The following is a 13,056-nucleotide window of genomic DNA, read 5'->3' on the forward strand; positions in this document are numbered from 1 at the left end:
TGGAGCGTATTCTGACGCATACCGTTCAGCTAATCCCTTAAGTATCATATTTTCTGCGATCGCATCGTTAGGACAACATAGCACCCGTCATAAGCGGTAATGCCGTGTTTTAGGGCAATTTCTGCTGCTTCTACCATTAAGGTCTGAGTAGGAGTTACCTGAAGGCGCAATGCTTTTAGATCGTTATAGATCAGCTGTGACTTGTCTAGTTGGCAAGACCACAAATACTTCAACCTCTTCACCTTCTGTTAGGGCAGGAAGCTGAATCTCAATCCGGTTTCCGGGAAGAACTTTAGTCGTGATGTGTAGGGCAGATTGCATAGGTTGAACTCCATTTCTCTTAAACGATACACATGGATTGTCAAGGCTTTGGTGGACAGTGCCCACTCTCCTTTTGATCTTATAGATCTAACTCCATCTGGTTAGGCTGAGGTTCTGGGGAGGGAGCTTTGGGGAGGTTTTCGACCTGAAGGCTGTAATCATCGTGATCCCACTCGCAGCGGTCGAGGACGTGTTTGGGGTTTTGACTGTGAGGTTGGAGAAGTCGGGTTTGCCGCGAAATACCATGCAGAGAACCAGTAGGGTGCAGTCTGTGCCGACTTCATCGGAGAGTTGGGCAAGTTGGGCGTGGCTAAGGTTTTGGGTGGTGACGTAGATGAAGTCGCGCTCGGTGGAGTAGCCGTGTTGCCAGTAGAAGGTATCGGAGGGGACATAGGTAAAGCCTTCAAAGGCGAGTGCCAGTTTATCTTTCGCCTTTTTCCAGAGTCAGGTTTCGTCCCAGATAGGAAGTTCCATCATTTCCTCAAACATTCGATCGAGATAGGTTTCGTCACTATTTTCGATCGGATCTTCGCCAAAGTAGCCCCGATCGCCATCATGTTCGTGAGGGCCGCTGATGATGGCAGTGTAGCGACCCTCGTCACGGGCTTGATTGAAGGAGGAACCAAAATTCCAGAGCCATCGGGAAGGAAAGAGGATGCCACCAAGGTTTTCCACCCAGTCTGCTTCACCCCGGAAGTGGTAGACCTGTTCTGCGGCATCAAAGCCTTCCTGTCCGTCAAACACCCCCCCGAAGGAAAGCAGGGTAATTTCAGCATTGAGCCAATCCTTCAGGTAAGGGGTAGCCGAAAGCCCCACCTGTGCCCCACCGCTAGTTCCCATCAGGATCAGTTGAATCGGTTCATCTGAATGGGATGGAACGGAATGCTGTTTGTTCATCTGTTCCAGAATACTGAGGGCGAGTGCTGGATTGTAAATCTGTCCATAGCGGTTATCGGCAGAAATGGCCAGCCGCCAGAGATTGCGAATTTGAAGTAAATAACGGGTTGCTTCCAGCCAGCCGTCGGCATTTTCAGCAATCTCCCACAAAAAAGCAAACACTTCCTGCCCACCAATGTTTTGATTGGCTGCTGAGTAGGGAAACACATCTCGCACCATGACACAGTGGGGCTGGGCTTGTTCGAGGCGATCGAGAAATATTTCTTCGCCAGAAGCCAGGTTATCGGCTGAAAAATCCCCAACTCCTGTGAGAAACACAATGTAGCAAGTGGGTTCAGTGTCTACTGCTTCTGCATCATCTTCTGACAAAATCCATCTGGCTTGTTCCCCAAAATCCTCATCTTCACTATCCAACCACCAGACCATCGTGCCCACTGGAGCTAATGTACCCCAGGCTAAAATCAAGAAAACTGTAAAGGACAACAGCCCAAGCCAGCCATTGTGTAAGCCCTGAAAAAGTTTTCTGAGAAAGTTTGCCATCGGAAACAGATTGGACAGTTTGAATAGGGCAGCGTAGACTGTGTACTCTAAGCGTTACCGGGTTGAGGTATCGTCGTTGCAGTCGTTGAATTGGGCTGAATGACTAAAACAATTGTATTTTAGAATACAGCAGCGATCGAGCGAACCCTGACTCAATCGATCGCTAGTTTTGATTTTCCCCTGTTCAGGTGTCGTTCGCAAATTTCGCAAATAAGGATAATCATTCCGGTGAGTCAGTCAGCGAAAACCGCATCTCAGCGCGGAGTCCGAAAAATTCTTTGGGATGCGTTGACATTAGATGAACACCTCTATGATGATGCTCACGAACATCCGCGTTATCGTCGCATTGCCCAGGGGATTGTCCTCATTGCCGCCATTTCCCATGCGATCGGCAGTACTGTAATTTTGTTGGTCTATCGCGCCTCGATTCCTGCGTTGCTGCTGGGTTTGGTGATTAATGGACTGAGCGTGTTCGTGGGGTACTACTTCTGGACGTTTACCATCTGGAAAATTGGTCATTGGCTGTATCGCCCATCCCAAAACAAAAGGGAAGGTTTCCCCGTTCCAAACTATCAAGATCTGCTCGCTCCCATCGGGTTTGCCCATGCACCGCAGGTCTTTAACTTTTTGACGGTGATTCCTCTGCTGGGACGACCGATCGAGATTGGTCTGGCCCTCTGGAGTTTGCTGGCGGTGATTGTGGCAGTGCGGTATGCGCTGGAGATTCGGATGTGGCGATCGATCTTGATCTGCGTCATTGGCTGGCCGATTGTGCAGGTAGCGATCGGAGTGATTCAGATTTTGTTGCAAGAGTTGGCCCGGTAGGGAGCTGGATGATGAAACGATGACGTACGATCGCCTCACGTTAGAGCAACTGCTTCAAAAGACGTAAAGGTTTGAGTGCCGTAAATACTCATGTGTGATAATTCTAGACAGTCTCAACCGCGATCCGAAGACCTCGGAGGGGTTTTGGATTCAAAAACTAGTTTAATCACTATAGACAAGTACCCAAGGGGGGCGTGTAATGCACAACTTTTTGCCGATCGCATACTTTCAAAATCAATTTGTTCCCTTCGAAAACGCTACGGTTTCGATCGCTACCCACGCCTTACACTATGGCACTGGAGCATTTGGAGGATTGCGCGGCATTCCTGATCCCCAAAATCCAAATCAAGCTCTGCTGTTTCGCCTCGATCGCCACTGCAAACGGTTAAGTAACAGTGCGCGCTTCTTGCACTTTGACCTACCCGCCGACAAAATTCAAAGTGTCATTGTCGATTTTGTCCGGAAAAACCAGCCCAAGTCTTCTTTCTATATCCGCCCCTTCGTCTATACCTCCGATCTGGGCATTGCGCCTCGCCTCCACAAAATTGAAAAGGACTTTTTTGTCTATGGTTTAGAACTGGGGGATTACCTATCGCCAGAGGGTGTATCCTGTCGCATTAGCTCCTGGTATCGGCAGGAAGACCGCAGCCTCCCCCTGCGTGGCAAAATCAGTGGAGCCTACATCACCTCATCTCTGGCAAAAACGGAGGCAGTGGAGTCCGGGTTCGATGAAGCCATTTTGATGAATGCTCACGGTAAAGTCAGCGAAGCCTCTGGGATGAATATCTTCATCGTGCGGCAGGGGCAATTGATTACACCAGGATACGAGCAAGACATTTTGGAAGGCATCACCAGAGATAGTGTGCTGACGATCGCCAGAGACCTGGGCATTCCAGTCGTGGAGCGATCGATCGACAAATCCGAGCTTTTCATTGCCGATGAAGTTTTCCTCAGTGGCACAGCAGCTAAAGTGACTCCGGTGCGCCGCATTGAAAACTACGAACTGTCTAACGTCCGTCCCATTACTGAAAAACTGCGTGACAAACTCACAGCCATCACCGAAAACCGCGACTCTGCCTACAAGGATTGGGTTTATGTGATTCCTCTGGATTAGCGATCGCTCTACTGTTGGACTGATACAGTTCCCATTCTGAAGGGTTTTCTGCAACGCTGAAGCGATTTTGCGTTCAAAATTAAGTGAGTCGATCTGTGAGAGTCAGGGGAGCATGGGGGATAGTCTCATTCAACAGAAAACCTTTGAGTTTGCCCTCAAAATTGTGCGACTATATCGCAAACTTCAAGCTCGTCAGGAGTTTGTACTATCCCCTCAGCTTTTACGCAGTGGCACGAATGTGGGCGTGAAGATTGAACAGGCGATGGCAGAATGCGATCGTCGATCGTTTTTAGATAAACTTGCTGCGGCTTCCAGTGAGGCGCGGGAAACTCGTTACTGGCTCCGATTACTGCAAGAGTCCCATCTGACTGATATTGACCTGACTTCAGAACTGAATCAAATCAATGAAATTATTGATCTGATTACCAGCTTGGCTGCCGCAGATTGGCATCAATAATGCGGCTCTTTCCCAGGTTCCCCATCGAAATGGCGCATTCGATACTTCATTTTTCTGGTAAAGCCATTAAGCTATGCATACAATTTCCCAAATATCCTAAAACCCTGACATAGAATTGGAATATACGGGAGCCGCAACACGCTAGAGGTGATGAAATGCTAGTCATCATGACGGAAAATCAGGTCTTTCCTCCTCAGCAAGTGTGTCAAACGTGCCTCATGGCCGATCAAAGTGGTCAACCTCGCTGGTATCAAGGGAAACTGCGCTGTGGTCGTGCTTTAAGCAAACTTGCTGAAGACTTACCCGATCAGTATGAGTGTCAGATGGGATTTCGGATCGCTAATATCGACGGGTAGGGGTTGTAGAACATTAGAAGATCTGACTTGATCACCTGTGTCACTCTGCTTTGTTGACTGGGCGGGCAGGATGCCCACCCCACAAGAGTTTGGTTAATCCCAGGCATTTTCCTTAGCGGCTGCTTGCTTCGAGTTTGATGCGTCCCAGTCGATCGATCGGAAAGAAGCGAAACACAGCTCGACCAATAATATTCTGCTTGGGCAAGAATCCCCAGATGTGGGAGTCATTACTGTTGTTGCGGTTGTCTCCCATTACGAAGACTTGATTTTGGGGCACTTGAACCGGGGGCATTTCGTAATCTGGCGCTTCGGCAATGTACGGTTCTGTCAAGGGTTGACCATTGACGTACACCCGTCCCTCCTGCACCTGCACCACATCTCCCGGCGTACCAATCACTCGTTTAATAAATGCCTTGTCTGGAGCGTAGCCATATTCCAGTAACTGGGCTGGTGGCATAAACACCACAATATCGCCTGTGTTAGGTGGATGCAGATAGTAGCTGACTTTTTCCACGACTAAGCGATCGCCAATTTCCAGGGTCGGAACCATTGAGTCGGAGGGAATGTAGCGCGGTTCTGCAACAAACAGGCGGATGACTAGAGCCAGGATAAGGGCGATCGCCAAAATCTGAGCATTTTCCCGCTGGGATTTCGGCAGTCGTGACCACCAGTTTCCCGTTGCGGTGGGTTGAGTGGCAGGGGTAGAGGGATTTGAGTCTGATCGATCGGATGGGTTGAGATCCTGGGGTTCAGAAGCCATATATGCAGTCGATGTACTTATAATCAATGCGGAGCTTGCGCCAGTGCTTATCTTCCCATGAGATGGGGGGTGGCGATCGGTTTCAGTTTGTCTGAAGCCTAACTGGGTAGAGGCAGGTTGGACAGATTACATTAAAACCGTTAAACCCAATGTCGAAAACGGGTGTATCCCACTTTTGTAGAAGAGTGAAGATTAATCCACCCCTGCCCCTCCCAAGAGGGGATTTAATGGACATTCTCCTGGTGAGCAGGGATTCTCCAGGGTTTCCCCTCCTGGGAGGAGTTAGGGGCGGGTTCCAATTCTAATTCCACCAGACCTTTGTGGATCCGATCGCCTTGGCAGGAAAGGGATTTAGGGAAGGCTGCAAAACTGGAATGCTCTCGTCGAAAACTGGGCTAATCAAACTTCTCTTTAGACAAGTTTTCTATTTTAATCTCCTGTAAGCGACCTCTGACTGCTATATCCTCAATATGAGATAGTAGCCGATTACAATGTTGCTCAAGCTCATGTAAAGCAGAGAAGAGATTTTGCAGATTTGTTTCTACAACCTCAATGCGTGTGGCTAAGGGCTGCCTCTTCTCAATAATGCGTGTAATCTGAGCCGTTCTGTCGCCTATCATGCTAAACACCTTTGTAATAAAAGCACAGGGAAATCAAGATTCTTCCTTCCCTGTATAGCAATTCGTTCTCGAAGCCGCTTTTGTGGTTCACCAAGACTTCGTATTCCAACTTTCTTGGCTGTAGTCTCTGGCTAGGGTTCCCAAAAATGAAGGCACATCGTAAGGGGAGGGGATGATGGTACAAACAATTCCAGCAAAGGACATTAACCTGCTACAGCTTCAAGAGCAGTTTGGTTTACAGCGATCGGATGATCCGCAGTTTTTTGGGGAGTGGCAGGGCACACTGCCGGAACTGAGCGCAGCAGAGAAAACCAGTTTGGATGAGGTGAAGCGGGACTATTTGCATCTCTCCCAGTATGAGATCTTGGAACCTGTGGTCAAGCTGGTGGTATTGTCTCCCCTGTTGAAGTTAGCGGGCTTCTACCGTCCTCCTTTCTACATCGCAGCCGAACGGACGATCGAGATTACTTCCCTGGATCAAGAAACTCTGGTGCGGGGTCAGATTGATGTGCTGGTGTTTCAACCCCGGTTTTGGGTAGTCACGATCGAAGCGAAACGATCGCACTATTCCCTGGAAGTGGGAATTCCCCAGGTGTTGGCCTATATGCTGGGACAGCGGGACAGAACTCAGCCTGTGTTTGGACTGGTTACCAATGGGCGAGAGTTTCAGTTTCCCAAGCTGGTTCAGCAAGGGACACCCCAATATGCCCTGTCCTATACCCTGTCTTTGAATCGGGGGGATGATCTGTACCGAGTGGTACAGGTGTTGAAGCAGTTGGGGCAGATTGTCAGCCAGGAAGGGTGAGCAATAAATAGCTTTATCCAACCTGGAAACCTGGTACACCATCAAACGATCGGACAGCCATTGCGAATTGTTCCAGGCTGAAAACAAAATTATGCCCCTAATCGAGTGATAGACTGCCCAACTCGGGGTCTACCAAAGCGTTCCCAGGCACTTCCACCCCGCAAAAATAGCTCAATCCAGCGTCGAGACTGCCCATCTGGCATCGTCCAGCCTGAGCTGCCCGGTGAAAAAGCCAGCGTTCCCTCCGGCACCCGGAAACTCCCATCGGAATAGACGGCATCACTGACCACATCACCCACTCGGATCACGATCTTTGCCTCAGGTTCCAGGGTGATGGAATCGGCCGGAATAGTGGTTTTAATGTTGCCGTAACCATCAACCCAGGCAATCCGATTCAAGGGCATTTCTGGGAGCAGGCTCACATCCAGGGCATCACCCAGCAGGCTATAGTCATCTTGAGCGATCGCCGCAGCCGCAGGCGGAAACACATCCCGCGATCGAAACTGGGAGCCGCCCCTGGACACATTGACGGAGTGGATGGCCTTCGCCTGATCTTTAATGAACGACAGCGTGTAGCCCGCATTGACACCCACGACTTTCACCCCATTCGGCAACAGCGCGTAGGTTAGCCCTTCCCCTTCATTATCCTGGCGCGCATCAGGGTCATCCTGGCGAGGAGCGCAGTTGTGATAAATCAGTCGATCGGCTGCACCGGGATTTAACCCCAACTGAGCAATCCAAAATCCTGTGGCGATCGTGCTGAAGGGGGGGACAGATAACTCATGAATCTGTGCCTGAGGTAAAGCCATTTGTAGCCGTTGTTTGACTTCCGCAAAGGCTGGATCGCCAACGCCGTAATCGGCAATGAGGGAGATGAACATAGGAAGTGAGGAGTGAGGAGTGAGGAGTGAGGAGTGGGGAGTGGGGAGGGAGCATCCATTGATGGAAATTGAGCGATTTCTGTAGCGCAGGCATCTTGCCTGCCAGTCGGCTAGGCGTGATACAAACGCGAAATTGGGTACCCCCTATTAGCTGATAGCGTAGCGTATCTTCTATCGTATCTTCTGCGATCGAACCGCCAGCCCGATCGAATAGCCAGCCCGATCGATCAGCCAGCCATTCATTAACCCGCGATCGATCGCAAAATCCAGCCGATGATCACCCCAATGCCTCCGAAACGAACGGCTTGCCAGAACACTTCTTTTAGCCCGCTCCAGGAGAACAGCTTGCTTTCCAGGGAAACTTCCAGATCTTCAAGCTGTTGCCGAATTTGCTTGAGTTCTGCCTTTAGCTCCGCCTGATGGGAGTTAGAACGGGGATGTTGGAGCTGTCGTTCCACCTGTTCCTTGCGCTGCTGAAGTTCCTGCTGACGAGTTTGATCCGTCTGCACCTGAGCATAGCGGGCTTTGAGGAGGAGGAGGGATTGCTCAACCTCGCGCAGTTGTTGTTCAAGATCGATCGCCGCTTCTGCCGCTTCGGGATGATCGGGAGGATGATCGGGGGGATGGGCAGGCGATGGGGCAGGCGATCGATTGGGGGGATCGGGCGGAGAAGTCATGGGAATGGGAACCAAGATGATGAAGAAATTCTGATCTTAATGATGCTGAAAAACCTTTCCTGGGAGAGACGTAGTAGAGTTTAAGAAGCATAGCATCACCTTATAAGTTCCTTTGCACCGCTCCTAGCCAATTCTCATCACCCCGTCTACCTTAGTCGCTAACATGATGCAGAATACCCCCACAGCACCCCAAACTGATCAATCCGCACCGCTAACTCCCGCTGAATTAGCTCAAGCCCTGGTAGAACAACTGGCCATTTCTCCCAATGATTGGCATCGATTAAAGTCGAATCGGAAAGCCCGCGCCGCAGAACAGGCCGCAGTCGCCCTGGTGTACTTGCTCAACGATCAACCGGAGGAAGCCCTCCTCCGATTGCAACAGGCTTCAGGCTGGCTCGATCGCTCGATCGTTGCTCCGCCCTGCCCAACCCACGGTCATGCTCGTTCGGATAGAGCCAACCCGGAATAACCGCATTTACCCTACCCGCACGGATTGCCCGTACCGATTGCTGGAACTTAAATTGCTGGAACTTAAGTAGATCCAGGCGGTTCATAATGTTTTGAGGATTTTTGGCAAGGGTGCGATGAAGTTTTCGTGAAGTTGCCTGTAACTTGGTCGATTCTTAAACTCAGCATCCATAATCAATGACTGTTGGGGATTGCTGTCAGCATCTCTACTGATCTATGGAGTACGGGTCGGAAGAATGGGTCAAACGATCGGTTTTAGTACCTACTGCGTCATTCCTACAGTGATATTACGGATTCAAATCAAGTCTAATCTGTTTGGGGCAGCCCTCCTGGCGGCCTGTCTAACCAGCCTTGCTACGGCTAAACCCAGCACGGCTCAGGAAGCTCCTTTGAACCCGATTCTGGATGTTGGGGTCGTTCAACGCTTCGGTTCTCAGCCCAGTGACTCTATCGTGATCCAACCCGAAGAGGGGGATACCGTCACCGTTGAGTTGAAGTCAGGAGAGCAGGAGCAGGAAATCACCACCACCGATGAAATCAAGATTGATGTGGTGATGCAGGCCCTGCCGGAACCCAAGGTAACGGAGCGTTTGGTTCTCAGCACCCACCGCAGCTTTGAAAGTGCTGAAGACAGTGCAACCCAATGGCGATCGAAGGGAATTGAGGTAGAAATTGCCCAACCGCGTCAGTGGCAGGTCTGGGCAAAACGAGAAACCTATGGCACTCCCCTGCTGCGACGGCTGCTGATGCAAAATCTGCGTTCCCACGGTGCGCGTAATGCGTTTATTGATTCGCAAGTCCAGCAACAGGTTCCTAAAGCCTCGCTCACCATCAACGGCACCCGGCTTCAGCAGGATGAAGTCACCTTCAGCACCACCCAGAATCAGGCCACGGTTTCCTTCAACCGTACCGATCATGGTCGCCGACTGTATGCAGGCACTCTGAGGCTTCAGCCGAATGCCTATGGCACCTACACCCTGGTGAATCACGTTCCGGTGGAAACCTACCTGCGCGGGGTTGTACCCCACGAAATTGGAGCTGGTGCTCCCCCAACCACGATCGAAGCGCAGGCGATTCTGGCTCGTACCTATGCCCTGCGGAATTTGCGGCGGTTTGCAATTGATAATTACCAGCTCTGTGCCGATACCCAGTGTCAGGTTTACTGGGGGTTGTCGGGGGCAGTTCCAGAAACCGATCGCGCCATTGCCGCAACCCAGGGGCAGGTGTTGACCTACAATAACGAACTGGCGGACGCACTCTACTCCTCCACCACGGGCGGGATTACGGCTCCCTTCGAGGATGTGTGGGATGGGGAAGAACGGCCTTACCTGAAGGCGATAGTGGACTCGGTGCAGAACCCCTGGGATCTGTCCAGCTATCCCCTGAATGATGAAACCAACTTCCGCAACTTCATTGGGCGCAAAACTGGTTTTAATGAAGACAATTGGGATATGTTCCGCTGGCGCATCGAAAACTCCTTGACGGACATTGCCGGTGACTTGAGGGCATTTCTTCAGAACAAACAACATCCCTTTGCCGACTTTACTCAGGTAAGAGAACTCAAAGTTCTGGAACGTTCCCTGGCGGGACGAGTACAGCGAATTGCCGTAACCACCGATCGCGGTGAGATTATTTTAGAAAAAGACGAGATTCTGCGGGCCCTGTACGCTCCCAATAGCACTCTGTTCTACCTGGAGCCGATTTATCAACCTGTGGCATCCCCCCAGACGGAAAAATCCGTTGCTCCCGCAGAAGCCCCTAATCCTACTGCCAATGCCGCAGCGAACCCCACACCTGACTCTACCCCAGCCGTCAGCCCCCAACCCACTCCGGCTCCGGTTTTGAAAGGATATGCCTTTGTCGGGGGTGGTTTTGGTCATGGCGTGGGCATGAGCCAGACGGGAGCCTATCGCCTGGGCCGGATGGGCTGGTCCAATAGTCAAATTTTGAGTTTCTATTACCCCAACACGCAACTGCAACTGTTGACCAATGCCGTCACCTTCTGGCGTGATGCTTCCCCTGAGGTTCCAGGTGCTGATCTCGATCGAGCGCGAAATTAGTTGATGCAACCGATCGGGACAAGGGCGCACAGCAGTGCGCCCCAACAACAAGGACGTACATAACAGTTCGTCCCGATGACAAGGACGCACGGCGGTGCGTCCCTACTTGGTTTCTACCTGGGTGGGGCGGATCGTTCTTTCGGGTAAGGAAGGGTTGATTTTTGCATCTGTGGCGGCGGATCGTCCTCGAATCCGGACGAAATCGGCACGGGGATTCCCAACTCCGTAGGTTAACCCATAGCTCTGGGTCAGCAACCAGAACCAGAGTCGAGGAAAATGGGGTTCTAGCCAGGGCTGAATCCATCGAGTGAAGCCGGGTAGCCAGCCCAGTAACCAACTGACCAGAGCCATTAGCGTAAAGTTGAGGTAGCTCCCCATCCAGCGCACCAGGGCTGATGCCCCTGCCATTTCCCAAATCCACAGTAGTAAAGCCGGGTTGGTAAACCCCGCTCGAATCGCCATGCGGTTAAACGGTATCCAGCCCGATCGATCTTTGATGAAGTTATCTGCCACCTGAGGAGATTCTTTGCCCAGAATGCCAAAGAAGGTATTGAGCATCGCGTTCACCCGTTCGGGGGGCAGAAAGCGGTGGGTGGGCACCATCATGCCCCTGGAAAATAACCAGGTGACTGCAATATTGCTTTGATAGGCCCGGATCTGGTTCAGGTCATTTGCAGTTAACAAATTGTGGCGCAGAGCAGTGTCGAGTAAATCGGTCAGGCGTGGCAGGTTGCGTACCAGGGAACCAAACCCTGTAAAGATCAGCGGCGACTGGAGCGAGGCAGCATCCCCGATCGCCAGGACGCGATCGAACCCAGTTTGGCGATCGTTCCCTCGAATGCTGAAATAGCCTGGAATGTAACCAAATGTCGCCTTCTTCCAGCGCAGTTTGTCTAAGTCGCAACGGCGGTATTCTGGCAAAATCGTGAAGAAATCCTCATACATTTCCAGCAGTGATCCAGGATTGTCGGGATGGATTTGGTGGTAGTGAAACAGGTAAAAGGTCAGTTCTTTGTCCTTGCCAGGAAACAGTTCCCAAATTAGCTGCCGTCCCCTGGAAATGTCTCCATGACTGTTCAGGACATCGCCATACTGGGAATCCCATACTTCTGGCTCAAATCCGCCATCAATTACCGCACCCACGGTTGGACACACACTATCAAACGCCCGTCCTCCGTTGAGCTGCCAGGCGATCGGGGAAGCAGTGCCCATTGCATCGATCAGCAGTCGGCCACTGACCGGGCGATCGGTTTGAGTCGGCAAGTGAACCGTTTGCAGCAGCACTTGCTCAGTTCCAACCTCTGCTCGAATAAACTCTGTTTCATCCCAGATTTCCCCACCTGCCGATCGCAATTTTTCACCACACACCTTCAGAAATGCTTCCGCATCGATCGCCACATTCAGCACCGTCGGCGTATGGAGTACAGGAGCCTGGGCCTGGGGTGGATTGTTGGCATCAAAAAATTTATTAAATCCATCTATATATTCACGGGCAATCACCCTATCGAATTCTGCGGCAGTAAATAATTCCAGATCCATCAAGGTCTGAAACTCATTCCGAGAGATATTCCACTCGCGATTCATCCGACCAAACGGCAGCCGTTCGATGAGTAAAACGCGATATCCCAACCGTGCCATCACCGCCGCATGAACCACTCCCAGGGCCCCACCGACATAGATCAGATCGTACTGTGCAGCAGAATTGGGCGTTCTCTGTTCCGTCTTGACTACCACCTGCCTGGGGGTTTTGGGATTTCGGACTCCTTCCCGCCACCGCTGTTCCCACCAATACACCCGCGTCAGGTCATATTCTCCATTGGGTATCGAGCGGAAGTATTTGACCGTCTTGGGATAGTGCGGTTCCAGGGCTTCAAAAATAGACTCTTGGGTGAGGTCAATGGGAGGAGGTTCAGGATAATGATGGGGAAATTTCGATCGCACCGATTGTACGAGCTGCTGTAAAATCTTCTGCTCGTTCGGGAAGGTCTGTTCAGCCCAGCGGAAGACCTTCAGGTAGGTAGTGCGTTGGACTGACCAGGTGAAGAGAGATAGCTCTGGGAGGAGGCGATCGGCATCAGAAGTAGCCAATTTGGAACTGGAGGCAGATGGGTGAGTGGGTTTAGCAAATCTGAACCGACAGCCATCCGGCGTAATCCACTTTTCAATTATCTTGAATTGTTTCTCAGGGCTAAATTCGTGATGTAACCATTGCCGAACGGCTGCGATGTCCGGCGTGGGGATTTCAATGTAAAGAACCTCTCTCATCCCAAAATCT

The 13,056-nt window shown here is 51.2% G+C and carries 14 protein-coding genes and 1 pseudogene; 7 read left to right on the forward strand and 8 right to left on the reverse strand.

Going from position 1 to position 13,056, the window contains the following annotated elements; translation table 11 throughout:
* Positions 1 to 44 precede the first annotated feature (44 nt).
* From ACM1PF_RS33040 to ACM1PF_RS33055, 4 genes and pseudogenes are all read right to left on the reverse strand, one after another.
* A complete protein-coding gene (locus tag ACM1PF_RS33040; RefSeq protein ID WP_416670674.1) occupies positions 45 to 170 on the reverse strand; it encodes a hypothetical protein in 126 nt (41 codons plus the stop codon).
* A 13-nt stretch (positions 171 to 183) separates the two neighbouring features.
* On the reverse strand, positions 184 to 321 hold the full coding sequence (locus ACM1PF_RS33045; RefSeq protein WP_416670676.1) for a hypothetical protein: 138 nt from the start codon (positions 319 to 321) through the stop codon (positions 184 to 186).
* 79 nt (positions 322 to 400) lie between these two features.
* Positions 401 to 726, reverse strand: a pseudogene (locus ACM1PF_RS33050) (site-specific DNA-methyltransferase); the annotation flags it as partial.
* Positions 727 to 765: 39 nt separating this feature from the next.
* Entirely contained in the window at positions 766 to 1,758 is a 993-nt protein-coding gene (locus ACM1PF_RS33055; protein WP_416670677.1) for a hypothetical protein, read from the reverse strand.
* Positions 1,759 to 1,986: 228 nt separating this feature from the next.
* Between ACM1PF_RS33055 and ACM1PF_RS33060 the strand changes: the two genes are divergently transcribed.
* The 4 genes from ACM1PF_RS33060 (at position 1,987) to ACM1PF_RS33075 (ending at position 4,510) form a co-directional block, all read left to right on the forward strand.
* Positions 1,987 to 2,583 carry a hypothetical protein gene (locus ACM1PF_RS33060; protein WP_416670678.1) on the forward strand — a complete coding sequence of 199 codons (597 nt, stop codon included), beginning with the start codon at positions 1,987 to 1,989 and terminating at the stop codon, positions 2,581 to 2,583.
* Between the two features lie 199 nt (positions 2,584 to 2,782).
* A complete protein-coding gene (locus ACM1PF_RS33065; RefSeq protein WP_416670679.1) occupies positions 2,783 to 3,697 on the forward strand; it encodes a branched-chain amino acid transaminase in 915 nt (304 codons plus the stop codon).
* A gap of 112 nt (positions 3,698 to 3,809) precedes the next feature.
* Positions 3,810 to 4,154, forward strand: a complete 345-nt coding sequence (locus ACM1PF_RS33070; RefSeq protein WP_416670681.1) for a four helix bundle protein — start codon at positions 3,810 to 3,812, stop codon at positions 4,152 to 4,154.
* 155 nt (positions 4,155 to 4,309) lie between these two features.
* A complete protein-coding gene (locus ACM1PF_RS33075) occupies positions 4,310 to 4,510 on the forward strand; it encodes a hypothetical protein (protein ID WP_416670683.1) in 201 nt (66 codons plus the stop codon).
* A 112-nt stretch (positions 4,511 to 4,622) separates the two neighbouring features.
* Here the strand turns inward: ACM1PF_RS33075 and lepB are convergent, their stop codons facing one another.
* Positions 4,623 to 5,270 carry a signal peptidase I gene (gene lepB, locus ACM1PF_RS33080; protein ID WP_416670685.1) on the reverse strand — a complete coding sequence of 216 codons (648 nt, stop codon included), beginning with the start codon at positions 5,268 to 5,270 and terminating at the stop codon, positions 4,623 to 4,625.
* 795 nt (positions 5,271 to 6,065) lie between these two features.
* On the opposite strand from lepB, the gene ACM1PF_RS33085 reads away from it, so the two are divergent.
* Positions 6,066 to 6,695, forward strand: a complete 630-nt coding sequence (locus ACM1PF_RS33085; RefSeq protein ID WP_416676912.1) for a type I restriction endonuclease — start codon at positions 6,066 to 6,068, stop codon at positions 6,693 to 6,695.
* 89 nt (positions 6,696 to 6,784) lie between these two features.
* On the opposite strand, the gene ACM1PF_RS33090 is transcribed toward ACM1PF_RS33085, so the two are convergent.
* Positions 6,785 to 7,576, reverse strand: a complete 792-nt coding sequence (locus tag ACM1PF_RS33090) for an SAM hydrolase/SAM-dependent halogenase family protein (RefSeq protein WP_416670687.1) — start codon at positions 7,574 to 7,576, stop codon at positions 6,785 to 6,787.
* A 242-nt stretch (positions 7,577 to 7,818) separates the two neighbouring features.
* Positions 7,819 to 8,253 (reverse strand): DUF2203 domain-containing protein, encoded by a 435-nt coding sequence (locus tag ACM1PF_RS33095; protein WP_416670688.1) that lies wholly within the window; start codon positions 8,251 to 8,253, stop codon positions 7,819 to 7,821.
* A 163-nt stretch (positions 8,254 to 8,416) separates the two neighbouring features.
* On the opposite strand from ACM1PF_RS33095, the gene ACM1PF_RS33100 reads away from it, so the two are divergent.
* Positions 8,417 to 8,722 (forward strand): DUF6439 family protein, encoded by a 306-nt coding sequence (locus ACM1PF_RS33100; RefSeq protein ID WP_416670690.1) that lies wholly within the window; start codon positions 8,417 to 8,419, stop codon positions 8,720 to 8,722.
* 235 nt (positions 8,723 to 8,957) lie between these two features.
* Complete coding sequence (locus ACM1PF_RS33105; protein ID WP_416676914.1) at positions 8,958 to 10,781, forward strand: SpoIID/LytB domain-containing protein; 1,824 nt, start codon at positions 8,958 to 8,960, stop codon at positions 10,779 to 10,781.
* 102 nt (positions 10,782 to 10,883) lie between these two features.
* Here ACM1PF_RS33105 and ACM1PF_RS33110 read toward each other — a convergent pair whose 3' ends face one another.
* Positions 10,884 to 13,046: an NAD(P)/FAD-dependent oxidoreductase gene (locus tag ACM1PF_RS33110; RefSeq protein ID WP_416670691.1), complete on the reverse strand. Its 2,163-nt coding sequence runs from the start codon at positions 13,044 to 13,046 to the stop codon at positions 10,884 to 10,886.
* Positions 13,047 to 13,056 lie beyond the last annotated feature (10 nt).

The sequence above is a fragment of the Egbenema bharatensis FJBBOT/2019 genome (genome assembly GCF_048077055.1).
Taxonomy (GTDB): Bacteria; Cyanobacteriota; Cyanobacteriia; order Elainellales; family Elainellaceae; genus Egbenema; species Egbenema bharatensis.

Excerpts from the sequence above, each read along its gene's own strand:
- ACM1PF_RS33110 (WP_416670691.1), bottom strand. The coding sequence starts at position 13,046 with ATGAGAGAGGTTCTTTACATTGAAATCCCCACGCCGGACATCGCAGCC.
- ACM1PF_RS33055 (WP_416670677.1), bottom strand. The coding sequence starts at position 1,758 with ATGGCAAACTTTCTCAGAAAACTTTTTCAGGGCTTACACAATGGCTGG.
- ACM1PF_RS33100 (WP_416670690.1), top strand. The coding sequence starts at position 8,417 with ATGATGCAGAATACCCCCACAGCACCCCAAACTGATCAATCCGCACCG.
- ACM1PF_RS33045 (WP_416670676.1), bottom strand. The coding sequence starts at position 321 with ATGCAATCTGCCCTACACATCACGACTAAAGTTCTTCCCGGAAACCGG.
- lepB (WP_416670685.1), bottom strand. The coding sequence starts at position 5,270 with ATGGCTTCTGAACCCCAGGATCTCAACCCATCCGATCGATCAGACTCA.
- ACM1PF_RS33095 (WP_416670688.1), bottom strand. The coding sequence starts at position 8,253 with ATGACTTCTCCGCCCGATCCCCCCAATCGATCGCCTGCCCCATCGCCT.
- ACM1PF_RS33065 (WP_416670679.1), top strand. The coding sequence starts at position 2,783 with ATGCACAACTTTTTGCCGATCGCATACTTTCAAAATCAATTTGTTCCC.
- ACM1PF_RS33085 (WP_416676912.1), top strand. The coding sequence starts at position 6,066 with ATGGTACAAACAATTCCAGCAAAGGACATTAACCTGCTACAGCTTCAA.
- ACM1PF_RS33090 (WP_416670687.1), bottom strand. The coding sequence starts at position 7,576 with ATGTTCATCTCCCTCATTGCCGATTACGGCGTTGGCGATCCAGCCTTT.
- ACM1PF_RS33075 (WP_416670683.1), top strand. The coding sequence starts at position 4,310 with ATGCTAGTCATCATGACGGAAAATCAGGTCTTTCCTCCTCAGCAAGTG.
- ACM1PF_RS33105 (WP_416676914.1), top strand. The coding sequence starts at position 8,958 with ATGGGTCAAACGATCGGTTTTAGTACCTACTGCGTCATTCCTACAGTG.
- ACM1PF_RS33070 (WP_416670681.1), top strand. The coding sequence starts at position 3,810 with ATGGGGGATAGTCTCATTCAACAGAAAACCTTTGAGTTTGCCCTCAAA.